This is a genomic window from Blautia glucerasea (genome assembly GCF_013304385.1).
GTDB lineage: Bacteria > Bacillota > Clostridia > Lachnospirales > Lachnospiraceae > Blautia_A > Blautia_A ammoniilytica.
The window spans coordinates 20786-46527 of the sequence record NZ_JAAITU010000010.1; the positions used below are offsets into that span (position 1 = coordinate 20786).

Sequence of the window (25742 nt, forward strand, 5' to 3'; positions counted from 1 at the left end):
AGATGATGTACGAGAATAATACAAAGGAGAAGGAAATTATGCCAGAATTAGAATCAATGATAGAGCAAAAACTGATTGAACAATTAATTTACGGCGATTCTCAATGGACATACAGGGGGGATTTAAAAACGGAAGCTGATTTGTGGGCGAATTTCCGATATATCCTTGAGCAGAATAACAAAGAAAGACTGGATGGAGAAAGTCTGTCAGATTCTGAATTCGAGCAGGTAAAGAACCAGTTGCAATTTTCTTCATTTTATAAAGCCGGGGAGTGGCTGGTTGGTGAAAACGGAAAGGTGCAGGTTCATGTGCAGCGTGATACGAAAAGGCTGCATCTGGTCGTAATGAATCATGAGCATATAGCCGGTGGCAGCAGTGTATACGAAGTAATCAATCAGTACGAGGCACTGAAAACGGATGAGGAGACTACAGGTCCGGGGAGAGACCGCAGATTTGACGTAACATTGATGATCAATGGTTTGCCTATGATACATATTGAATTGAAAAATAAGCAGCATTCCTATAAGGATGGTTTCAGACAGATAAAGAAATACATTGGCGAGGGAAAGTTTACTGGGATTTTCTCAGCAGTTCAGATGTTTGTAGTCAGCAATGGGGTAGACACCAAGTATTTTGCTGCGGCCAGTGATACAGAATTAAAACCTGAATTTATGAGTGGCTGGGTGGATAAAGACAATAATCCGGTGTCAGATTATCTTGAGTTTGCAAAAAGCGTGCTCCGAATTCCGGAAGCACATGAAATGATTGCAAAATATACAGTCTTGGATGAAGATGCGAAAAGGCTGATATTACTTCGACCGTATCAGATTCATGCGATTGAATCCATACGTGAAGCATCTAAGGAAAGCAAGTCAGGATTTGTATGGCATACTACAGGTTCCGGAAAAACCTTAACATCCTATAAAGCCACAAGAAATCTGTTGATGGATATTCCATCTATTGATAAAGCAATATTTCTGATTGACCGTAAAGATTTGGACATGCAGACAACGATGGCATTTCAGGCGTATGCAAATAATGATTTGATAGATGTTGATGCAACAGAAAATGTAAATGATCTCAAAAAGAAACTGAAATCAGATGATCGCCAGGTTATTGTTACGACGATTCAGAAAATGCAGATTCTGATCAGCAAGAGATTGCAGGAGGGAACAGCAGAATATAGAAAAATCAGGAATCTGAAGATTGCTTTTGTAGTAGATGAATGTCACAGAGCGGTTGCACCAAAAACAAAAAGAGAAATAGAACGATTTTTTGGAAGGTCCTTATGGTATGGCTTTACCGGAACTCCCAGATTTGCAGAAAATCCATACCCACAGATGGGAGATTTACCTAGAACAACAGTAGAACTGTATGGCAACTGTCTTCATAGATATACGATACAAAATGCAATTCACGATAATGCTGTGCTGGGATTTCAAGTAGAGCACAATGGACCTAAAAATATTGAAGATGAGACAGACAGCAATGCATATGATAATGAAGCGCATATGTTAAAGGTTTTGGATATTATTTTGAACAAATCTTTTTATAAGCTGGGATTTCAAAATGGAAAAGGGCAGACTTATGAAGGAATGCTTACTACAAGTTCTATTCAGATTGCACAGAAATATTATGATTTACTGACAAAGGTCAAAAACGGTGAAACATCTCTTACAATTGATGAGAAAATGAAACAGGTGCTTCCTGATTTTCCTAAATTTGCCATCACATATTCTGTGACAGAAAATGATGAAAGTTCACATGTTAATCAGCAGAAGATGCAGAAGTCGCTGGATGATTATAACAAAATGTTTAATACAAAATATGATCTGTCCCAGATCCAGGCATATAATGGCAATTTGAATAAACGCTTGGCAAGAAAGGATGCAAAGTTCAAAAGCAGAAATGAACAGCTGGATCTGGTTATTGTGGTAGATCGGCTTCTGACCGGGTTTGATGCACCATGTATGTCCACGATATTCATAGATCGGCAGCCTATGGGACCACATGATCTAATTCAAGCGTTTTCAAGAACAAATCGTATTTTTAACAAAAATAAAACATATGGGCAGATTGTTACTTTCCAGGCACCAAAGCTTTTCAAAAAATGCGTGGATGATGCAGTAAGGCTGTATTCTGCCGGAAGTACCGAAAAAGCAATTATGTCAGAATGGAATGAGATTGAACCGGCATTTCGTAAAGCACTTTCAGCACTTAGAGTTTGCGCCAGGACACCTTCGGAGATTGCAAATATGTCTGTGAAAGAAAAGAAAATTTTTGCGAAAATTTTTCAGTCATTTGACAGCCTGTTTGCACAACTAAAGTCATTTACAAGATATGATGACAGCATGCTTGAAAAATATGGCATAACAGAAGCAGAATATGATGATTATGCAGGGCATTACAAAAATGTGATAGAAGAGATCGCTGATGATAAGTCAGATACTCAATCAGAGAATGCGGAAGATGCAGGAGTGGATCAGGATTATGAACTTATGGCATACAGCAGCACGAAAATTGATTATGAGTATATTATCAACCTGATTCAGAATATTGTGAATCCGTCAGAAGATGAGGGGAATATAACACCTGAAGAAAGACAAAAGAAGATTGATGAAGTAAAACAGTATGTGGAAGAACTGCGTAAGGATAATGTGAAGATAGCAGAACTTATGTCAGACTTGATTGCGGAAATTGAGAAGGATGATACAAAATATAGAGGACAGTCAATTCTCAATATTGTAGAAAATATGAAGCACGATTGTGTGAATAAAGTTATTTCAGATTTTTGTGTAACCTGGTATGCATCAAAAAATGATGTTTTGTATGCTGCGGTCCATTATAGAAACGGAGTAATTCCAAATGAAAATGAGATAAAGGCCACCTGTAATTATGCAGGTTACAAAGAAGAACAGGAAAAGCCATTGCCAAAATTTAAATATTATAACCGAATGATGGCAGAATTGAGAAAAGTTCTTGATGAAGAAATAGAACCTCTTATGAGAACTGCCTGAAGTGGACTTAATTATATACATGTATGTATCAGCGTAAGCAATTAAAAGGAAAAGGAGAATGCTTATGCTTAGTGATACAGGAAATTCAATGCTTTTTTGCGAATATTATGCACAGTGGGTTGAGGTATATAAAAGAGGTGCAATCAGAGAAGCAACTATGGCAAAATATTTGATGACCCAGAAATGGGTGGAAAAACTGGCTCCAAAGGTGAAGGTGTCTGAACTGACGCGGACAAAATACCAGCAGCTTCTGAATGATTATGCAAAAGAGCATGAAAGACAGACAACTCTGGATTTTCATCATCAGCTTAAAGGCGCAATTTTGGATGCGGTTGATGAAGGAATGATTGAGAGAGATCCAACCAGAAAAGCAATTATTAAAGGAAAAACCCCAAGGGCAAAAAAGATAAAATATCTGAATCAATTTGAACTGCATACACTGATTGCTGATCTTGATATCAAAGAAGAACCTAATTGGGACTGGTTTATACTTCTGGTTGCAAAGACGGGAATGCGTTTTTCAGAGGCTTTGGCAATTACACCCTCAGATTTCGATTTTGCCAGACAAACATTGTCAATCAGCAAAACATGGGATTATAAAGGTGACGGAGGTTTTTTGCCAACTAAAAATAAATCATCGGTAAGAAAGATTCAGATTGACTGGCAGATTGTGGTGAAATTTGCAGAATTGACAAAGGGATTGCCGGAAAATAAACCGATTTTTATTGATGAAACAAAAATTTATAATTCTACTGTGAATGATGTGCTGGCAAGACATTGCAAGAGATGCGGCATTTCAGAGATTTCCATACATGGACTTCGGCATACCCATGCATCGCTGTTGCTGTTTGCAGGAGTATCAATTGCCAGTGTTGCACGAAGGCTTGGACATGCCAGTATGACCACAACACAGAAAACGTATCTGCATATTATTCAGGAATTGGAGAACAAAGATGTAGATTTGGTAATGAGGACTTTGTCAGGGTTATAAAATTAAATTAGGTATAATATGCTTACGCTGATTTTGTAATTGATATGAAAATATGAAACAGAGAAAGAATGAAACCAAGAAAGAATGAAACCAAGAAAGAATGAAACCAATGAATCAAAGTGAAACGCAATGGGATAAGCTTTTAAAGATAAAAACCACGGGCAGGGACGACACACATTCTGACCAGTACAGGTATCCCTATGAACCGACTGCTTATACTGTACTGGAACGTCTGGCGAACAGTGGATTGATCAGGAAAAATAACACAGTGCTGGATTATGGTACCGGCAAGGGGCGGGTATGCTTTTTTCTTTCTTATCAGACCAGATGCAGATCCATCGGTGTGGAGTATGATGAGCGGATTTATCAGGAAGCGGCGGCAAACAGATCAGCAGCCGTATCAGGCAGCCGTACTTCTTTTGTACTAAACAGTGCTGAGAATTATGAGGTTCCGGCGGAAGTGGACAGATGCTATTTTTTTAATCCCTTTGCTTTGGAGATTTTACGGTCTGTTCTTGCAAGGATATATGAATCATATTACAGGAATCCAAGAAGCATGCTGCTGTTTTTCTATTATCCATCAGAAGAATATGTCAGCTTTCTGATGACGCAGGGGCAGCTGATGTTTTATGATGAAATTGACACCAGGGATTTGTTTCAGGGAGAAGATAGCAGGGAAAAAATTCTGATATTTGAGGTGATCTGATTTGGCTGATATAGCTGTAGATATTTACATGACAGAAATGCGGGAAAAGAATAGCAGATTGATGATCGCTGACAAAATACGGCAGCACTGTGAGGCAATTGCGAGGACTGCGAGGTAAAACTCTTCAAGCAGTTGCCGAGTGAACAAGAATATGTTATATTACAGTTAAATGTAGTTTGTTAAGAGTAATTTGCAATTGCAGTTAATTTCAATTTCAAATCAAAATGAAAAGTGGGAGTGGTGAAATGTACAAAGAAGAATATGAGCGCTGGCTGGCAGCGGATCTTGAGGATGCGGATCTGAAACCGGAATTATCAAAGATCAATGGAAATGACGAAGAGATCAAAGAGCGTTTTGCAGTAGCACTGAAGTTTGGAACTGCCGGACTTCGAGGCGTGCTGGGCGCAGGTACCAACCGGATGAATATTTATGTGGTACGTCAGGCTACACAGGGACTTGCCAACTGGGTAAAGACACAGGGCGGTTCCCAGACAGTTGCCATCAGCTATGACAGCCGTATTAAGAGCGATGTTTTTGCCAAAACAGCAGCTGGCGTGCTGGCAGCCAATGGTATTAAAGTGCGGATTTATGATGCACTGATGCCTGTACCGGCTCTTTCATTTGCAACCAGATATTATGAGTGTAATGCAGGAGTTATGGTGACTGCTTCCCACAATCCTGCGAAATATAACGGATATAAGGCATACGGTCCTGATGGATGTCAGATGACCGATGATGCTGCAGCGATCGTGTACGAAGAGATCCAGAAGACAGATGTGCTTACCGGTGCAAAATACATGTCTTTTGCAGAGGGCGTAGAGGAAGGTCTGATCCGTTTTGTAGGAGATGATTGCAAGAAAGCTCTTTATGAAGCAATTGAGTCCCGTCAGGTAAGACCGGGCCTTTGCAGCACCGCAGGCCTGAAGCTGGTGTACAGCCCTCTGAATGGCTCCGGACTGGTACCTGTTACACAGGTGCTGAAAGACATCGGTATTACAGATATTACCATCGTACCGGATCAGGAATATCCGAATGGTTATTTTACAACCTGCAGTTATCCTAATCCTGAGATTTTTGCAGCCCTTGAGCAGGGTCTGAATCTGGCAGAGAAGACAGGCGCTGATCTGATGCTTGCCACAGATCCGGATGCTGACCGTGTGGGAATCGCCATGAAGTGCCCGGATGGTTCTTATGAGCTGGTAAGCGGAAATGAAGTAGGAGTTCTTCTTCTTGATTATATTTGTGCAGGACGTATTGAGAAAGGCACTATGCCGAAGAATCCGGTAGCTGTGAAGTCTATTGTTTCCACACCTCTTGCAGATGCAGTAGCTACCCATTATGGTGTAGAGATGCGTAACGTACTGACAGGCTTCAAGTGGATCGGCGATCAGATCGCACAGCTGGAAGAGGCAGGAGAAGTAGACCGCTTTATCTTTGGATTTGAGGAAAGCTATGGATATCTGGCAGGACCTTATGTAAGAGATAAGGATGCTGTGATCGGTTCCATGCTGATCTGTGAGATGGCTGCATATTACAGAAGCATCGGAAGCTCTCTGAAGCAGAGACTTGAGGAAATTTATGCAGAGTATGGCCGTTACCTGAATAAGGTTGACAGCTTTGAGTTCCCTGGACTTAGCGGTATGGATACTATGGCAGGAATCATGCAGAAGCTTCGTCAGGATCCGCCTGCAGAGATCGCAGGCTATAAGGTAGTCAGCGTTGCAGACTATGAGAAGCCAGAGGAGACAGGGCTTCCGGCAGCGAATGTACTGATCTATAAACTGGAAAATAATGAGACAGTTATCGTTCGTCCGTCAGGAACAGAGCCAAAGATCAAGATTTATTACACAACTCTTGGAAAAGATCTGGAAGAGGCGCAGGCAGAGAAGGATAAGCTTGCAAAAGCATTGGAGCCCATTCTTGCCTGAGTAAGCAGAGTATAAACAGATACGTGGCCTTTTGGCGCCATCCACATAACCATATATGAAATAATGATCCCCTGTGCAGAATTTGGACAGACTTATGTCTGAGCCGATTCTGTATAGGGGATTTTTGCGCTATAGCCCAAACCTATTCCTGATTATCTTATTTCGGTATAATCAAATGCATAAAACATATTGACTTGATATGAAAAATAGGATATTTTTCAGAAATAGAAAAACAACGCATAAAAGTGGATTGATAAGGAGGATACACTATGAATCCAAGAATTGTTTATCCGGATATATTTAAAAAGAACCATGCAGATAATTACCTGCAGGCTGCCATTGATACAGCAGAATGGATTGATACCCTGGCTGTAAAAACCCCATACGGCAGGATATGGAAGGCATTGCCTGACGATCAGGAAGGGTACAGGGAGGATGTGCCTATGTTTACATCAAAGAGCATGTATGACGGATCCGCAGGTATTGGGATCTTCCTTATCCGCCTGTATGAAGCTACCGGGGATAACCGCTGGCTGGAAGAAGCACAGGAAGCAGCAGCTCATATCCTGGCAACAAAGGTAGGAGCAGAGTGGTATTATGATACTCTTCATTCAGAGGTAAAAGGGATCATCCCGGTTCCAGGATGGGCGGCAGGCTCATACAATGGTCCTGTAGGTGAAGCCTATTTTCTGGAGGATCTGTACCAGGTGACAGGAAAGCAGGAATACAGGGATTATGTGCTTTATGTGGCGGATGTATTGCTTGAGGCAGCAGTGGAGGATGAGCAAGGGCTTCACTGGAGTGACCAGGAGGATGTGACAGCGGACGGGGGATTTATCGTATTTCTGGATCATGTGTATCGTAGAACAGGGATAAAAAAGTATCTGGATTTTGCATGCAAGGCTGCAGACCGGATCGGAAAAGACACCCTGGATGCGCCTCTGGGAGGAAAATTCTGGAAACTTTTGGATCTGTCCATGATAGACTTTCCTAAGGAGACTACCTTTCCGAACTGGTCTCATGGCACCACAGGGACTGCCTGGATGTTTGCTGTCCTCTATCAGGACACAAAACGGGAAGATTATCTAAAGCTTGCAAAAGCAGGTCTGGAGTATGCAATGAATATTTCTGTAGGAGATGAAACTGGACGCCTGATCCCGTATCAGGACCATCCGGTAACAGGACCCACGTATGATAAATATTATCTTAGCACCTGCCATGGCCCGGTAGGAAGCACTCTGGCATTCAGGGCAGTGTACGAAGCAACAGGAGAGGAGCTTTTCCGAAATTGGACAGAAGAACTTTCCAGGGGAATCGTGAAAGCAGGGGCGCCGGAGAAGCATTCCTGGGGATATTGGAATTGCAGATGCCAGTGCTGCGGAACTGCAGGGATCCTGGAGCATTTTGCTGCTATGTATGAGTTTACCGAAGAACAGGAATTCTATGAATATATGATCCGTACAGCAGATGTGCTGCTGGCAGATTCCGACCATCGTACACCGGGAAAGAAAACCTGGTATGACAGCTGGTGGAGAACCATTCCCACAAGGATCGTAAGCTATCCGGGTTTATATGTGGGCGCAGCAGGATGCGGATCTTCTCTTTTGAAAACTTATGCAGTTATGACTGGCAAAAAGCTGACAAATTTATATGAATATCATTTTTTTGAAAAATAAAATTCAATACTGTTCATTTTACCTGTAGTAATGGGCTCTTTTTTCAGCGTTTTCACCTTTTAAAAAGAATTGAAACAAGTTTTTTCCTGTGCTATGATATACGAAGCAATTTTTCTGGATGCAGAGGTGGGTTCAATGAACAGACAGGCTATCATACAAAAGTTCATATGTTTCGCACTGGGGATCATTATGGTCATTGCAGGGGTGTACTTTGCGGATGTGCAGGCAGAAGCAGTTGGACGTTTGGAACAGAGCCCGGCTTTAGTTTCACTGATGTCACCGGAGCTTGCAAGGAGCACTCAGGACACAGCAGAAGAGCCGTCCGGCCTTCGCCAGGCTTGTGAGTCCCTGGAAGAGGCAAGACGTTATCTGCAAAGGAACGGCATTGCGGTATGCCTGATTATTTTGGCGGCAATTTGTTTTTTGGTAAATTTTCATTACATGGAAAAGAAAAGACGGTTCTGCATCCTCTGCAATGTGGGTGGGCGAAGCCAGATCATAAGATATATACATCAGCAGGATGGAAGAAAGCACTGATCTTCTGTATACGGAAAAAGGATAATGATATCCAAGATACATATATGGAGGAAAAGAGAGAATGATAGCACAGATATTGGCTGTAATAATTTTTCTGGCAATGTTCATTTTAATTATTACAGAAGTTTGGGAAAGACACATTGTAACGCTGGGATGTGCCCTTCTGACCCTGGTGGTCATTTTTGGTATCTGTATGCACAGTCCAAGTGCGATTATAGATACCTTAAACCTGAAAACCTTTTTCACAGAAGCGTTCTGGCACACAACCGGACAAGCCAGTGAATCCTCTGGTGGTATTAACTGGGAAACCATCGTATTTATTGCCGGAATGATGATTATGGTGGAAGGTATGGCCAAATCCGGATTTTTCCGCTGGCTGTGTATGAAGATCGCCAAGATGGTCAAATATCAGATCATCCCGATTTTTATCACATTTATGGTACTTTCCTTTGTACTTGCAATGTTTATCGACAGCATTACCGTGATCCTGTTCCTGGCAGCTGTTACGGTGGAGCTGTCCCAGCTGTTAAAGTTTAACCCTGTGCCAATGATCCTGTCTGAGATCTTTTGCGCAAATCTTGGTGGATCGGCTACTATGTGCGGAGATCCGCCAAACATTATCATCGGAACATCCCTGGGAATGTCATTTTCCGACTTTGTGACCAATACAGGTCTGATCGCAATTGTATGTCTTGTTGCAGTTGTGATTTATTTCTATCTGGTATTCAGAAAGGAACTGACCTCCAATGCCGTCACAAAGAATCCGGCAGATTATCCGGATCCTTCAGAGGCTATCACCAGCAAGGGAGGATTTGTGATCAGCTGGATCATTTTCCTGTGTGCAGTGGTTCTTTTGGTGACACATTCTCAGACCGGGCTTACTGTATCCTGCATTGGAGTATTCATTGCTCTTGTTACATTGCTTACAGCAGGAAGAGATGCACTTGACCTTCTGAAAAAAGTAGATTATAAAACCCTTCTGTTCTTTGTAGGATTGTTTGTTGTCGTAGGCGGTCTGGAAAAGACCGGAATCCTTACGCTGCTGGCTGGCTTTATCGGAACTGTCAGCGGAGGTAATCTGAAAGTAATGATTGCCATTATCATCTGGGTATCTGCAATTGCAAGTGCATTTATTGATAATATTCCATTTGCTGCTACCATGATCCCAGTGATCAACAGTCTGGCAGCTACACAGGGGATTGAGATTTCCATCCTTGCATGGGCACTTGCTATGGGAACTGATATTGGCGGAAGTGCCACACCGATCGGAGCATCTGCCAATGTTGTGGGTATTGCCACAGCAGCAAAGAGCGGTCATATGATCAAGTGGGGAAGATATTGCAAATCTATGGCTCCGGCGACCATACTTGTGATTCTGATCTCCATGGTTATGATATATGTACGTTATTTACCGTAATGGGAGGGAAGAGAAGATGAAGCAGTTAATTATTTCAATCGGACGAGAGTTCGGAAGTGCAGGACATGAGATCGCAGAGCGCTTGGCGAAGCGTTATGGACTGCCGCTGTATGACCACAATCTTTTGGATGAAGTGGCTGCCAGTCATAATATGGACAGCCAGGAGCTTCAGGAATATGATGAAATGAAGCACAACAAATTTCTGTACCGCTCTATCAATGGGATGAGCAGTTCACCGGCAGACAATGTGGCAAATATGCAGTTTAACTTTCTTCTGGATAAAGCAGAGAAAGGCCAGTCTTTTGTGATCGTAGGCCGTTGCTCTGAAACGATCCTGAAAGATTATGAAGGATTGGTTTCTGTCTTTATCATTGGTGACATGGAAAGCAAAGTAGCCCGTGTGCAGCATCTTTACGGAAAAAGCGAGAAAGAAGCTGAAAGATTCATCAGAGAAAAAGACAGAAAAAGAAAGAAATACCATGACAGTCGCTGTAAATCAAAATGGTCAGATTCCCATACCTATGATCTGAGCTTGAACAGCAGTAAGTTAGGGCTTGAGGGAAGCGTGGATTTCCTGGCAGATTACATTGACAGACGCATGAAAGGAACAAAATAAACCTGTAACAATAAAAATAATAATAGTAATAACATAATAAAAGTAATAAAACAATAAAAGCAATAAAAGTAATAAACCAAAAAATGCCAATCAGGAAATGGCGCAGTCTTTAAACAGGCTGCGCTATTTTCATTGAAGATTTGTTCAGTAGAGAAACATGCAAAGCAGTCATTCGATACTTATACAAAGAGCAACAGATGAATTCTTTCCATGGTTAGGGCTTGACAACATACCGGGAATTGGATAAATATAGATATAAGATAATCGGGAAAGCACTTTCCTGGCTGCTATCTCACCCTATTATAAAATAGTTCGCCCAGGAAAATACACAAGAAGAGAGGAAAAGACAATGAAACGATTTTTTGGCACAGACTCCCCGTTGTTCAGATTTATGACTATCCTTCTGGAACTGGCAGAGATCAATCTGCTCTTCATCCTATGCTCCCTGCCGGTTGTGACCATGGGAGCCTCCTACGCAGCCATGACAGACAGTATGAATGAAATGCATGTTCACGGTGAAGGTTGTTTTTCGGCAAAACGGTTCTTCCAGGTGTTCAAAAAAAGCCTGAAGCCTATGATTCCAATCGGGACCGTGATCCTGGTATGCTGCGTTGGGCTTGGCTTTAATGTGAATTATGTTTTGAAAACCATGGAAGGGACAGGACGTATCTTATTCTGCGGGATTTATGTGGTACTTTTCCTGATCCTGTCAGGTATCTTTCAGTATTCAGCATTTATTGCAGCCAAAACAGAAAAGTGGAATAAAGATGATCTGAAAAACAGTTTTCTGCTGGCTTTGGCCAAATTTCCTCTGGTGATCCTGACTACACTTCTCACTGCTTCAGTTCTTTCGGTACTTATGATGTCTGTATCACTTATGCTGCGTATGCTGCCGCTGATTCTTCTCTTCTGGTTTTCCTGTCCTGCCTACGTCTGTGTAGGATTACACAGAAGGGCACTAAAGCCGCTGCTTCCGGAGCTGTTCAGCGAGGAAGATTAGAAATAAGGATATAGCCTCCGGCAGGATTGCAGAAGTGTACAGAAAAGTATAGAAGGCTTTAGCTAAGAAAACGCTTACCTAAAATAGCAGGAAAAGCCGGAAAAGTATCCAAAAACAAACATTTAAAACTATGCATAGTGACGAAAACAGCCAGAAAGTAAGGAAAAGCTTAGAATATTATTGACAGAAACAGGAAAGAGTGATAACTTCTTAATCAAGGAAAGGGCTTTCCTGATAAGCGGAGGAATAAGGCATGGCAGTTACGATTGAAGACATTGCAAACGAGGCAAAGGTTTCCATCGCTACCGTATCCCGAGTGATCAACGATACAAAGGCGGTAAGCCCGGAACTGAAACAAAGAGTTCTGGATGCGGTAGAAAGGAACCGGTTCAAACCCAACACATTTGCCAAAGGACTGGCAACAGATAAGTCCAATATCATTGGCGTGATCGTGCGGGATCTTTCCAATTCGGTTATTTCTACAAGCATTAAAGGAATCAACCGTGTCTGTCAGAAGAAAGGCTTTACAGTAATGATCTGTGAGTCAGACGGAGACAGGAAGAAAGAGAAGGTGCTGCTTGAGAGAATGCAGGAGCAGAGGGCATCTGGAGTGTTGCTGGCAGGTGTGAACATTGACAGTGACCGTGTGAAATGGATGCTGGATCTGGATTTTCCTGTGGTACTTCTTACTCAGCAGGCTTCTGACGGAAAGACAAAAATCAATACAGTGATCCATGACAATAAGAAAGCTGTGATCGATGCGGTAGAGTTTCTGGCAGCCAATGGACATAAGCGCATCGCTTATATCAGTGGACCTAAGGAGGACTATTCTTCTGGGACATTAAGGCTTCAGGGTTTTCGCGAGGCAGTAGATAAGTTAGGACTGGAGATACCGGAGTCTTATATTACTATCGGTGATTTCTCCTACGACAGTGGAGTAAAGGCTATGCAGCGAATCTATGAGGAGAGCATGGTGCTTCCCACTGCTGTGCTTGCCTGCTGTGATATGACGGCGGTTGGCGCTCAGGCTTGCATTGCCAAGTTTGGCATGAAGGTACCGGAAGACATTTCTGTTATGGGGATTGATGATTCTGAGGTTTCCATGTATGTAACCCCTGCATTGTCTACGGTACGGATTCCTTATTATGATGAGGGCAAGAAAGCGGCTGAAGAGCTGTTTTCCCTGATTGAAAACCAGGAGAAAACCACTGAGAAGCTTACATATGTTCCTCACAAGATCATCCGCAGATTCAGCGTTAAAAAGATTTGATGATACAAGAATTGTAAGATTATAAAGTATGAAATAATCCAAGGGTATCATAGTTAAGCAGTAATATAGAAAGATTTGTTCATTTCTGATGAGCACAGGCATCCTGCTTTGTAACATCAGCTGTTATCAGGCAGGATACTTTTTCAAAAAGTAGGTAAGCGCTTTCCTACGGGGAAACTGCGGCCTTTTTCAGAAAAATACTTAAGAAACTGTTCCCGAAAGGGTGCAAGATAAAATATCATATATCTAAGGAGGATATAACATGAAGAAAACAATGTTACGAAGAGCCACAGCACTTGGCGTGATCGCAGCTATGACTGCATCTCAGTCTGCTTTCGTCTTTGCAGATGAGGAAAACGCATCTGGCGACAAGATCACACTTACTTTTGCTTTTGATGAGGGCGTTGGCACACCTACAGAAGAAGCAATCAAGGCATTCAACGAGAGCCAGGACAAGATCGAGGTTCAGTCCTATCATCTTCCACAGGACGCTAACAACCTTCATGATGATTTTGTAAACAAAATGGTATCTGAGGATACGAGCATTGATGTTATGGCACTTGATGTTGTTTACGTAGCAGAGTTTGCATCTGCCGGATGGATCGAGGCACTGGATGATCTGTACACAGAGGATGAACTGAGCGCATATCTGGATGGTACAGTAGAAGGCGCAAAATACGATGGTAAGCTTTATGCAGCACCATGGTTCACAAACGCATCTGCACTGTTCTATCGTACAGATGTACTTGAGGATTTGGGAATTACAGAAGTTCCTACCACATATCAGGGATGGATCGATGTATATGAGAAGCTTGGCGAGGATTCTGGTATTGATTATGCATTCTGCTATCAGGGAGCACAGAGCGAGGCTATGGTTTGCAACTGGGTTGAGTTCCTTGCATCCTTCGGCGCAAGCGTACTTGACGAGGACGGAAATCCTACATGCAATACTCAGGAAGCAATCGATGCTACACAGCTGATGCATGATTACATTGGAACATATGCTCCGGAAGGAACAACCACATATGCTGAGACAGAGTCACAGCAGGTATTCCAGGAGGGCAAAGCTCTTACATGCCGTACATGGTCTGGTACATGGAATACATTTAACGATGCAGAGCAGTCTGAAGTTGCAGGAAAAGTTGGTATGACAATGCTTCCTGTATACAATGAAGGCGATACAGCACACAGCTGCCTTGGCGGTCTTGACCTTGCTGTAAATACATACATTGACGACGAGCACAAAGAAGCAGCTAAGACATTCATCAAATGGTTATCTTCTGAGGAAGAAGAGAAAGCATTCTGCCTCAGCTCTTCTCAGCCGCCGACAGTAAAAGCTGTTTACTCTGATGCAGATGTACTTGAGCAGATCCCATTCTACACAGATTTCTATTCAATCATCGAGACTGGTAAAGGCCGTCCATCTACTCCGGATTACTCCTTATTATCTGATGCAATCCAGAGAAACGTACATGCAGCTCTGACTGGAGAGACACCTGTAGAAGACGCATTAAACGCACTTCAGGAAGAGGCAGAAGGACTTCAGTAATTATAGAAGTCTGACCGGAAAGTAATTTTGAATGCAGATCGCAAAGCGACCGCGTTCATGAGCAAGTAGCGGAGCGGATCGCGAATTTCCGCTTTACAAGATAGTTATTACCGGGGCTGCTGCACTAAATACGCACTGCTGAATAAAATGCATATTTATTCACAGCGGCTGTTTATTGCAGCAGCCCTGTTTTTGAGACAGGCAATGGAGGAATAAAACCTTGAAAACGAAAAAGATGAAATCGCAGGTTAAGGAGGCAAGAACTGCATGGGCTATGCTTGCTCCTGCCCTTGTTGTTCTGGGAGTGATCCAGGCATACCCTATTCTGCGTACCTTTTGGCTCAGCTTTCATGAGATGAACCTGAAAAGGCCACAGACAGGATTTCCATGGATCGGACTTGAAAATTATGCAAAGATCCTGTCCGACAGCCGTGCCGGTGAGGACATTATGTTCACACTGAAATTTACAATTGCAACGGTGGCACTGGAGTTGATCATCGGTTTTGCAGCAGCTCTGATCATGAACCGGGCATTTAAGGGAAGAGGTCTGGTACGTGCAGCGATCCTTGTGCCTTGGGCAATTCCCACATCTGTATCTGCTATGATGTGGAAATTTATCTACAATGATCAGTATGGTATGTTTAATGATATTCTTTACAGACTTGGCATCATTGACGGATATAAAGCATGGCTCAGTACAAGGAGCGGAAGCTTTATGGCTATGGTGATCACGGATGTTTGGAAAACGGCACCGTATATGGCGCTGTTGCTTCTGGCCGGACTGCAGGTTATTGACGAGGGACTGTATGAGGCAGCAAAAATCGATGGTGCAAATGTATTCCAGAGATTTTTCAAGATCACGCTGCCCATCGTAAAGCCATCCCTGTTGGTTGCACTTCTGTTCAGAACACTGGATGCATTCCGTGTATTCGACCTTGTAAGCGTATTGACAGGCGGTGCCAATGGTACAGAGAGTATTGCCATGTATGCATACAAGCAGCTGATGACCTTCCTGAATTTCGGTTATGGTTCAGCACTTGCCATTCTGATTTTTATTATTGTATTTGGAATCAGTCTGATTTACATGTGCTTCCTGAAGAAAGATTTGACTGCAGAGTAGAGGTGTATTTATGAGTAAGAAAACAAAACGTACAGTAGGATGGGTTGCATTTTATATATTTGTTGCAGCATTCGTTGTTTTACTGCTGCTTCCTTTTATCTGGCAGTTCCTGACTTCCGTGAAACCGTTAAATGAGATTGCAGAGATGCCTGCGAAATGGATCCCAAGCTATTTCCATGGCCAGTTCTATGTGAATGTATTTACAAAGCATCCGTTTGCACGATATATGCTGAACAGTCTGATCGTGGCAACTTCTGCCACACTGCTCAGTCTGCTGATCGGCGCATCAGCCGCTTATGCATTATCACGCCTTCATTTTAAAGGCAGGGCTGTTTTACTGATGGTGATCCTGGGAGTATCCATGTTCCCTACCATTGCAACATTATCACCACTGTATCTGATCCTGAAAAATATGAACCTGCTGAATACCTACCAGGGACTTATCCTTACTTATATCGGATTTTCCCTTCCAATGGCAATCTGGCTGATGACCAACTTCTTCTCCCAGATTGAAAAAGGATTTGAGGAAGCAGCAGCAATTGACGGATGCAGTCATTTCCAGACATTTGTAAAGATCATGCTTCCGCTGATCAAACCGGCTACATTTTCTGTAGGACTTCTGGTATTTATCAACTGTTGGAATGAGTATCTGTATTCACTTACATTTATGAGCAAAGATGCAATGAGAACAGTACCTGTTGGAATTGCTCTTTTCCCAAGCAACTATCAGCTGCCATGGGGAGATATGGCAGCAGCTTCCATTGTCTGCACACTGCCACTGATCGCACTGGTACTTATTTTCCAGAAGAACATTGTAGCAGGTCTGACAACCGGTGGTATGAAAGGTTGATTTTTGGAAACTATTCAGTAGAAAGGAAAATAATATAATGGAACATATCGCACTGACAGAAAAACTGGAATTCAGCCGCATTATTGCAGGCTGCATGCGTACACTGGATGCAGGGATGGACGGTGATAAGCTTCGTGCTTTCGTTCATGGCTGCATGGACCTGGGTATTGATACATTCGACCATGCACCGGTATATGGAGCTGGCAAATGTGAGAAAATTTTCGGAGATGAGGTACTTAGAAAAGATCCTTCTCTTCGTGACAAAATGAAAATCGTTACAAAAGCAGGTATTATTTTACCGGGACAGAAGGGAAATTCCCATATTTATTATGATTCCACAAAGGAAAATATCCTGGCTGAGATGGATGCATCTCTGGAGCGCCTGGGTACAGACCATGTAGATCTTCTTCTGATCCATCGTCCGGATGTGCTGAGCAATCCACAGGAGACTGCTGAGGCCCTGGCACAGATCGTAAAAGAAGGAAAAGCCCTCAATGTTGGTGTATCCAACTATGAGCCTGCACAGCTGGAAGCACTTCAGAAATACCTGCCGGTTAAGGTCGTTGCAAACCAGATGGAGTTCTCTGTAAAAGCTACTTACAATTTCTTCAACGGTGTTGTAGACAATGCACAGATGAACCAGACAGGCCTTATGGCATGGTCCCCGCTTGGCGGCGGCAGCGTATTCAAGGGTGAGGATGAGCAGTCTGTACGTCTTCGCGCAGAGATCCAGAAGATCGCTGAAGCACATCAGGTAAGCATGGATGTGGTTATGTATGCATTTGTTCTTCGTCATCCGGCTAAGATCATGCCGATCACCGGAACCATGAACCTGGATCGTGTGAAAAATGCAGTGGATGCACTGAAGCTTGAGCTTACCTATGATGAGTGGTATGCGATCCTGGCTGCATCCCGCGGATTTGATGTGCCGTGATCATAGATTCTTGTATAGGATAAGATTGTACGAAAAGGGAGAAGTCCCTTTTCGTGCTGCCTAAACGAAAAGAGGAGTAGACATAAAATGGGAAAAGTAAAATATGCGGTAATTGGTTCCGGATGGCGTGCCGAATTTTATATCCGTATTGCAAAGGCTGTTCCGGAAAAATTTGATCTGACAGCTGTTTTGATAAGAGATGAAGAAAAAGGCAGAAAGTTCAGTGAAAAATTTGGCGTCAAAGTAGTAAATACAGTTGATACTTTGATGAAAGATGAGCCGGAGTTTGTTGTTCTGGCAATCAAACGTGGCTGCGTAACAGATTATCTGCTTGAACTGTTTGAAAAAGGTATTCCTGTACTTACAGAAACACCTCCTGGAGAAAGTCAGGAGGATCTGCAGAAGCTGTGGAGTGCTTATGAGAAATATCAGCCTAAAATCCAGGTGGCAGAGCAGTATTTCCTGCAGCCGCTGTATGCATCCTGGCATAAAGCCATTGCAGATATGAAACTGATCGGAAATGTGGAAAATATTAATATTTCTGCACTGCATGGATATCACGGGATCAGCATGATCCGATGGATGCTTGGCACAAAGGGACAGAAATGTACCATGTACGGAAAAAGATATCATTTTTCTGTGACAGAGACTTATGGCCGTGAGGGAATGGCTTTTGATGGAGAAACCTTTGTATGCCCAAGAGATCGTGTGACTCTGGAATTTGAAAACGGACAGGTGGCATTTTTTGATTTCTCTGATCCGGCACAGTATCATTCCTTTATCCGTACCCGTCAGCTGTCCGTTCAGGGAGACAGAGGAGAGATCGATGATCTTACCATTCGTTATCTTACACCAGAGAATATCCCTGTAACACAGGAACTGAACAGGATCGACCTTGGCGTTTATGGTAATCAGGAGTGGTCCCATTTTGCGATTATGCTTGGGGAAAAATTCCTTTATAAGACACCATTTGTTAATGCCAGACTGAATGATGATGAGATTGCTGTAGGAAGCCTGCTTCTTGGTATGTCAGAGTATGTAAAGAGTGGAAAAGAAATTTACTCTCTTGCAGATGCGCTTCAGGATATGTACCTTTGCCTGAAAATGGAAGAGGCAATGGCTGATCCATATAAGCCTGTGGTAACTGAGAAACAGCCTTGGGATGCAGCTTTAAAGATTTGATGGCAAAAAAGAGCCAGTGAAACAGGAGTGTGAAAAATGTCTGACCCTATGAAGTGGAAACCGGAATTTAGAAATCGATATGAATGCCGGGAGGCGGAACTGAGATCTTTATATGAGCAGCTGTATCCGGGACAAAAGGAAGGCTTTGCTTATCTGATACAGCGTATGTATCAGAATTATGTGGAACGCCCTGTACCATTACGGAAAATTGACCGGAAGCGGGAGAAAAATCCCTGCTGGTACAAAGGCAATGATATTCTGGGTATGATGATGTACACAGATGCATTTGCAGGTACGTTGCAAGGTGTAAAGGAAAAGCTGGATTATGTAAAATCCTGTGGTGTAAATTATCTCCATATGATGCCTTTGCTGGAAAGCCCGAAAGGCAGAGATGATGGAGGATATGCTGTGGCTGATTTCAGAAAGGTAAAGCCGGAGCTGGGAACCATTGAAGACCTGAAGGAGCTGACTTCTTTGTGCCATGAGCAGGGAATCAGCTGCTGTCTGGATTTTGTAATGAATCATACCAGTGAAGACCATGCCTGGGCAAAAGCAGCAAGAGCCGGAGATCCACAGGCCAGAAGCAGGTATTTCTTTTACGATAACTGGGATATTCCCAATAAGTATGAAGAAACAACGCCACAGGTTTTTCCAACCACTGCACCTGGTAATTTTACCTGGCTGCCGGATTGCAACCAGGTAGTGATGACCACTTTTTATCCATATCAGTGGGATCTTAATTATGCTAACTGTATGGTATTTAATGATATGGTGGATAACATGCTGTTCCTTACCAATTGCGGGATCGATGTGATCCGTTTGGATGCAGTACCATATATATGGAAAGAACTGGGAACAAAATCCAGAAATCTGCCACAGGTCCATACTCTTGTACGTATGATGCGCCTGGTTAGTGAGATCGTATGCCCGGGAGTACTGCTTCTGGGAGAAGTAGTGATGGAGCCTGCCAAAGTACTGCCTTATTTTGGCAGCGTGGACAAACCGGAATGTCATATGCTTTACAATGTTACAACTATGGCAAGTACCTGGAATACCATTGCTACAAAGGATGTGGGACTTCTTAGAAGACAGATGGATCAGGTATGTGCTCTTCCAAATGAATATGTTTTCCTGAATTATCTTAGATGTCATGATGATATTGGATGGGGTCTGGATTACGATTGGCTGAAACAGTTTGGCATTGAGGAAGTGCCTCATAAAAAGTATCTGAACGATGTGCTTACCGGAAGAGGGTATGGCTCAGATGCAAGAGGAGAGCTGTATAATGACGATCCAAGGCTGGGGGATGCCCGGCTTTGCGGAACAACTGCTTCTCTTTGCGGACTGGAGACAGCCTTGTACGAAAACAATCCGGATAAAGTGAAACAGGCAGTAGCCTGTGACCTGATGCTGCATGCATATCTTCTGATCCAGAGCGGAATCCCCGTTCTCTACAGTGGGGATGAGGTAGGTCAGTTGAATGACTACAGCTATAAGGAAGACCCTGATAAATGTGCAGACAGCCGTTATCTGCACAGGGGAAAATTCCAGTGGGAAAAGCTGAAAGAAACAGATAAGAATTACAGAGTTTCCATGGAGATTTTCCATACAATCCGCAAAATGGAACAGATTCGCGAGCAGCATCCTGTATTCAACGGAAAAGCGGATGTGTGGACATTTGACACAGGCTATTCCCATGTGCTTGGTATCGGCCGTTACCTGGACGGGGAAGAGATCCGTGCATATTTCAATTTCAGCGAATATGAACTGGATGAAGTATGGATGCCAATGGATGAAGGCAGGGAATATACAGACCTGCTTAGCGGCATGACCATGGAAGCAGCAGGAAACCATCTTTCCGGCTATGGATGCCGTTGGTTTTACAGAAAATACAATCATTAAAAATAATCATAAAAAAATAACGTCCTCTTGATGATGAAACCGCGCATTTGGTATAAATTACCAAATGCGCGGTTTTTGATTTGTGTTACTTACACAAAGTTGATAAAAATCAAAGTCAAACGATTGACAAAAGAGAATTAAATTTATATAATCAGTACATAGTCAAACGATTGATAATAAATTTTATTGTGCAAATTAGTAGCTGCCAGATGTGCTTTTGTCTTATAACAGCTAAGGCACCAGGCAGTTTAGCAGTTACACAGGCTGCTTATAAGAGAGGAGGAGTAGAGAGTGAACATAACAGATGAAGTTCAGGTTAAGCTTGACAGAGTGAGAGGACTTATGAAGGAGAAGCACCTGGATGTGGTCCTGCTTTCTAAGAACGAGAATTTTTTCTGGATTACCGGTGGTAAGAGTGCTTTTGTAGATAAGTCAGGACCAGCGGCATCCAAGATCATGATCACTGCAGAACAGAATTATGTGGTTTGTAATTCAAGTGAGAGATACCGTGTAATGGATGAGGAGTTGACAGATGGTACATTTGAATTGATCCCATACCTTTGGCATGAAAGTGAGGCAAAGGTTCTGGAGCAGTATCTGGCAGGTAAGAAGGTAGCCAGCGACAATGGATGCTATGGGGAGGATATTGGAACAGATATCCAGCACCTGCGTTACGTGCTTACAGATGCAGAGGTTGCCCGTTTCCGCATGATCGGACCTGAAGCAGCACAGATTCTTGAGGATTGCTGCCGACAGATTAAGAAGGGTGACTCTGAGATGGAAGTAGCCGGTATGGTGAACGGTGCTTTTTTTGCAAAAGGATATCAGATGCCGGTTACGCTGGTTGCTGCAGATGATCGTCTTAAGAAATACCGCCACCCCATTCCTACAGACAATCGTGTAGAGAAATATATGATGGTTGCCATCTGTCCACAGAAATATGGCCTTACGGTATCTCTTACCAGATTGGTTTCTTTTGGCCAGGTGGATGAGGACAAGAAGAAACGGCTGGATGCAGTGCTTAAAGTAGATGCAGCATATATTTTATCTACAGTACCTGGTGTTAAGGCCAAGGATGTACTGGAGGCTGGTAAGAAGGTTTATGAAGAAGAGGGATATGGGGAAGATTTCCATCTTCACCATCAGGGCGGCGCTCTTGGTTATCCTACCAGGGATTATTGTACAGACTTTTCCAATACAGAGACAGTACTGGAGCATCAGGCTTTTTCTTGGAATCCTACTATTGCCGGAGTTAAGGCAGAGGATACTTTTATTGTGATAGACGGGAAGCCGGAAGTGATCTCTCATACAGGCAGCTGGGTATACGAAGATGTAACATACAAAGGGCAGCATATTTTAAGACCGGGTATCTTGGCTTTATAAAGAATAATTAAGGAGAAACAAATGGGCGAAGTTGTTTTGAAATTAAAGGGTGTCTGCAAAGAGTTCCCAGGTGTAAAGGCTCTGGACGGAGTGGATCTGGAAGTACGTGAAGGCGAGGTTATGGCACTTCTGGGAGAGAACGGAGCAGGCAAAAGTACACTTATGAAATGCCTGACAGGAGTGTATCAGCGTGATGCCGGTTCTATCCAGTTCAAGGGAAAAGAGATCAATTATACCAATGCCAGGCAGGCACAGGATGACGGGATTTCCATTATCCACCAGGAACTTAATCTGATTCCTAAGATGAAAGTATATGAGAATATTTTCCTGGGCAGAGAGCTTAAGAATAAGATGGGCAAGATCGATATTAAGCAGATGTACAATAAGACAGCAGAGATGCTGAAGTCCATGAATGTAGATCTGAAGCCTGATCAGAAGATCTGTGAGTTATCTGTGGCACAACAGCAGATGGTTGAGATCGCTAAGGCCCTTCTTTTGGATACCAAGGTGATCGTTATGGATGAGCCTACAGATGCACTTACCGACTCAGAGGTAGTCAGCCTGTTTAAGATCATCAATGATCTTAGGGACAGGAAGAAAGCGGTTGTTTATATTTCCCACAGACTGGAAGAGATTTTTGAGATCTGTGACAGGGCCACCATCCTCCGCGACGGCGCATTCATCGGTGAGAAGAAAGTTTCAGAGCTTACCTATGATGAACTGATCAGCATGATGGTTGGGCGTAAGCTGGAGAATCAGTTCCCTTATGAGGCAATGAAGCCTGGTAAGACAGTCCTTTCCGTGAAGAATCTGAGTAATGATTATGTACATGATATTTCTTTTGATGTCAAGGCCGGTGAGGTATTGGGTGTGGCAGGTCTTGTAGGTGCAGGACGTACAGAGCTGGCTAAGACTTTATATGGTGTTTTCCATTACGACAAGGGTACCGTGGAGCTGGACGGACAGCAGATCCATCCCAAAAACCCAAGTGATGCCATCAGGAATGGCATTTATTATATGACTGAGGACAGAAAGGGTGACGGTCTTGTATTGATCATGAATGTAAAGGAGAATATCTCTCTTTCTTCATCAGACAAGATTACCAGCAGCGGTCATATCAATGAGAAAAAAGACAGAGAATATGCAGAAGATTATGTGAAAAAGATGCGTATCAAAACACCGTCTGTTTTCCAAAAAACAAGAAATCTTTCAGGCGGCAATCAGCAGAAGGTCATTCTGGCAAAAGCAATGATGTCTGATCCCAAGGTGCTGATTCTTGATGAGCCTACAAGAGGTATTGATGTTGGAGCAAAGAAAGAGATTTATCTTCTGATCAATGAACTTCGCAGGCAGGGAAAAGCAGTGATTATGATTTCTTCAGAAATGCCGGAGATTCTGGGTATGAGTGATCGTATTATGATTCTCCATGAAGGTAAGAAAAAGGGAGAACTGAGCAGAGAAGAGGCAACACAAGAGAAGATCATGGATAAGATTCTTAGTTAAAGGGAGAACAAGAGAAATGGAAAGCAAGACAACAAATAAAGGATTAAAATTTATAAACAATTATCGCCAGGTTATTATTCTGCTGGCAGAGATCATTATTTTCTCACTGATCAGCAGCAGATTCCTTTCTGTTGGTAATCTTACCAACGTACTGAAGCAGGTTTCTATCAATGCGATTCTGGCAGCAGGCGTGAGCTTTGCCATCATCCTGGGCGGTATCGATATTTCCATCGGATCAGTTGTAGGATTTACCGGTGCCATTGCAGCCGCTTTGGTTGTCAGAGATGTTCCGTTGGTTGTTGTTATTCTGGCAACACTGGCTATCGGTGCTGTAGCAGGTCTGATCAATGGTGTGTTTATTGCATACTTTGATCTGCAGCCAATGATCGTAACACTTGCAACACTGTCTGTATTCAGAGGTGCTACCCTGGTATTTACAAATGGTGCAACAGTAGCAATGTCAAAGGGTGCATGTGCTGCTTCCTTTAAATTCCTTGGATCTGGCAGGATTTTTGGATTCCTGTACATGCCGGTTCTGATCATGGCACTTGTATTTATTGTTGTGTACTATGTTCAGAACAAAACATCTTTCGGACGCCATATGTATGCAGTGGGTGGCAATGAGGATGCTGCTTATCTTTCTGGTTTGAATGTACGCAAGATCAAATTAATGTGTCATGTGATCTGTGGTGTCCTTGCAGGTCTTGCAGGTGCAGTTATGTGTGCTCGTGTTGGTTCTGCTCAGCCTACTGCAGGTGAAAGCTATGAGATGGATGCTATCGCAGCCTGCGTTGTTGGCGGTACATCCTTACGAGGTGGCGAAGGCCGCATTGCAATGACACTTGTTGGTGCCATTATTATCGGTATGATCAACAATATCCTGAACATTATGAATGTGTCCAGCTACTGGCAGACCATCGTAAAAGGTGTTGTTATCCTGGCAGCTGTACTTATGGACAGAAAAAGTAACAACTAAGCAAAATTGAAGGGACCCGAATATTTACGAAGTAAATTTTGCGCTACTTCAATAGAAATTTATATAAAACCGTACTTATGCAGCAGAAGCTGTATAAAATATATAATGTCATGGGAGGACAAAAAAATGAAAAAACTTATCGCAGGAGCATTAACCGCAGCAATGGTACTTGGAACAGTGACACCAGTCGCAGTCTTTGCTGACGAGAAACAGGATCTTACACTTGGTCTTATGTTATCTGATAACACAAACCAGTTCTTCTCCACCCTTGAAGATGCTTTCAAGAAAGCAGCAGAAGATGCAGGGTATGAAGTGATCTCTCTTTCTTCCGGTAATGACGCTGCAAAGGACGTTACAAACATGGAAGACCTGCTGACACAGAACCCGGATGTTATCGTTTATAATCCAGTTGATTCCGATGCTGCAGGTGATGCTGTTGCAATGGCAAATGATGCAGGTATCCCGGTTGTTACAGTTGACCGTGCTGCCAACAGTGGTGATATTGTTTGCCACATTGCATCTGATAACGTATATGGCGGCGAGATCGCAGCTCAGTACATCGTAGATCAGCTTCCAGATGGCGGACAGGTTGTTGAGATCCAGGGCCAGGCTGGTGCAAGTGCTACCAACGAGCGTGGAGAAGGCTTCCACAATATTATGGATGACAATGACAAATTTGAAGTTGTTGTTTCTCAGACAGGTAACTGGTCTTCTTCTGAGGCTATGAGTGTTATGGAGAATGCTCTGACAGCTAATCCGGATATCAAGGCTGTATTCTGCCACAATGATCAGATGGCATTAGGAGCTATCGAAGCTTGCCAGCAGGCAGACAGAGATGACATCGTTATCGTTGGATTTGATGCAGATGCAGATAACCTGGATGCAATCAAGGCTGGTACACAGGCTGCAACTGTTCGTCAGCTTCCGGCTCTTATGGGAGAGACTGCAGTAGAGGTTTGCGGAAAGATCGCAGCTGGCGAGGAAGTTGAAGCTTCTATCGGTACAGAGGTTGAGCTTGTAACAGCTGATAATGTAGATGCAGATGCAACAGCAGAGGAAGAGGCAACAACAGAGGAAGATGCAACAGCAGAGGAAGAGACAGAGACAACAGATGCTGAGTAAGTAATTCGTTCAAAATGCAACACCGGGGAGATACATCCCCGGTGTTTTGAAAAAACGGGAGAA

20 protein-coding genes are annotated in these 25742 nt (G+C 43.1%); all 20 read left to right on the forward strand.

Annotation, left to right across the window (positions count from 1 at the left end; translation table 11 throughout):
* Positions 1–56 precede the first annotated feature (56 nt).
* Complete coding sequence (locus tag G5B11_RS19735; protein ID WP_420360621.1) at positions 57–3017, forward strand: type I restriction endonuclease subunit R; 2961 nt, start codon at positions 57–59, stop codon at positions 3015–3017.
* Positions 3018–3081: 64 nt separating this feature from the next.
* Positions 3082–4008, forward strand: coding sequence for a site-specific integrase (locus tag G5B11_RS05850; RefSeq protein WP_158421348.1), 927 nt, complete (start codon positions 3082–3084; stop codon positions 4006–4008).
* Positions 4009–4117: 109 nt separating this feature from the next.
* On the forward strand, positions 4118–4714 hold the full coding sequence (locus G5B11_RS05855) for a class I SAM-dependent methyltransferase (protein ID WP_173727190.1): 597 nt from the start codon (positions 4118–4120) through the stop codon (positions 4712–4714).
* A gap of 245 nt (positions 4715–4959) precedes the next feature.
* Positions 4960–6642 (forward strand): phospho-sugar mutase, encoded by a 1683-nt coding sequence (locus tag G5B11_RS05860; RefSeq protein WP_173727191.1) that lies wholly within the window; start codon positions 4960–4962, stop codon positions 6640–6642.
* 269 nt (positions 6643–6911) lie between these two features.
* Positions 6912–8318, forward strand: a complete 1407-nt coding sequence (locus tag G5B11_RS05865) for a lanthionine synthetase LanC family protein (protein ID WP_173727192.1) — start codon at positions 6912–6914, stop codon at positions 8316–8318.
* 135 nt (positions 8319–8453) lie between these two features.
* Positions 8454–8855, forward strand: a complete 402-nt coding sequence (locus G5B11_RS05870; protein WP_173727193.1) for a hypothetical protein — start codon at positions 8454–8456, stop codon at positions 8853–8855.
* Positions 8856–8916: 61 nt separating this feature from the next.
* Positions 8917–10272: a sodium:proton antiporter gene (locus tag G5B11_RS05875; RefSeq protein WP_173727194.1), complete on the forward strand. Its 1356-nt coding sequence runs from the start codon at positions 8917–8919 to the stop codon at positions 10270–10272.
* Between the two features lie 16 nt (positions 10273–10288).
* Entirely contained in the window at positions 10289–10888 is a 600-nt protein-coding gene (locus G5B11_RS05880) for a cytidylate kinase-like family protein (protein ID WP_173727195.1), read from the forward strand.
* 349 nt (positions 10889–11237) lie between these two features.
* Positions 11238–11888: a YesL family protein gene (locus G5B11_RS05885; protein WP_173727196.1), complete on the forward strand. Its 651-nt coding sequence runs from the start codon at positions 11238–11240 to the stop codon at positions 11886–11888.
* A 253-nt stretch (positions 11889–12141) separates the two neighbouring features.
* A complete protein-coding gene (locus tag G5B11_RS05890) occupies positions 12142–13158 on the forward strand; it encodes a LacI family DNA-binding transcriptional regulator (protein ID WP_173727197.1) in 1017 nt (338 codons plus the stop codon).
* Between the two features lie 262 nt (positions 13159–13420).
* Positions 13421–14707: an ABC transporter substrate-binding protein gene (locus G5B11_RS05895; RefSeq protein WP_173727198.1), complete on the forward strand. Its 1287-nt coding sequence runs from the start codon at positions 13421–13423 to the stop codon at positions 14705–14707.
* A gap of 220 nt (positions 14708–14927) precedes the next feature.
* A complete protein-coding gene (locus G5B11_RS05900) occupies positions 14928–15827 on the forward strand; it encodes a carbohydrate ABC transporter permease (RefSeq protein ID WP_202188983.1) in 900 nt (299 codons plus the stop codon).
* Positions 15828–15837: 10 nt separating this feature from the next.
* The gene (locus G5B11_RS05905; protein WP_158422133.1) at positions 15838–16677 is read left to right on the forward strand and encodes a carbohydrate ABC transporter permease; all 840 of its coding nucleotides are present in this window, start codon (positions 15838–15840) and stop codon (positions 16675–16677) included.
* Positions 16678–16714: 37 nt separating this feature from the next.
* A complete protein-coding gene (locus G5B11_RS05910) occupies positions 16715–17611 on the forward strand; it encodes an aldo/keto reductase (protein ID WP_158422132.1) in 897 nt (298 codons plus the stop codon).
* Between the two features lie 87 nt (positions 17612–17698).
* The gene (locus tag G5B11_RS05915; RefSeq protein WP_158422131.1) at positions 17699–18793 is read left to right on the forward strand and encodes a Gfo/Idh/MocA family protein; all 1095 of its coding nucleotides are present in this window, start codon (positions 17699–17701) and stop codon (positions 18791–18793) included.
* Positions 18794–18829: 36 nt separating this feature from the next.
* Complete coding sequence (locus G5B11_RS05920; protein ID WP_244092926.1) at positions 18830–20695, forward strand: alpha-amylase family protein; 1866 nt, start codon at positions 18830–18832, stop codon at positions 20693–20695.
* Between the two features lie 291 nt (positions 20696–20986).
* On the forward strand, positions 20987–22078 hold the full coding sequence (locus G5B11_RS19395) for a M24 family metallopeptidase (protein ID WP_173727199.1): 1092 nt from the start codon (positions 20987–20989) through the stop codon (positions 22076–22078).
* A 21-nt stretch (positions 22079–22099) separates the two neighbouring features.
* A complete protein-coding gene (locus G5B11_RS05930) occupies positions 22100–23581 on the forward strand; it encodes a sugar ABC transporter ATP-binding protein (RefSeq protein WP_173727200.1) in 1482 nt (493 codons plus the stop codon).
* A gap of 16 nt (positions 23582–23597) precedes the next feature.
* Complete coding sequence (locus G5B11_RS05935) at positions 23598–24557, forward strand: ABC transporter permease (RefSeq protein ID WP_173727201.1); 960 nt, start codon at positions 23598–23600, stop codon at positions 24555–24557.
* Positions 24558–24683: 126 nt separating this feature from the next.
* Complete coding sequence (locus G5B11_RS05940) at positions 24684–25679, forward strand: substrate-binding domain-containing protein (RefSeq protein ID WP_173727202.1); 996 nt, start codon at positions 24684–24686, stop codon at positions 25677–25679.
* The last annotated feature ends 63 nt before the right edge of the window (positions 25680–25742 follow it).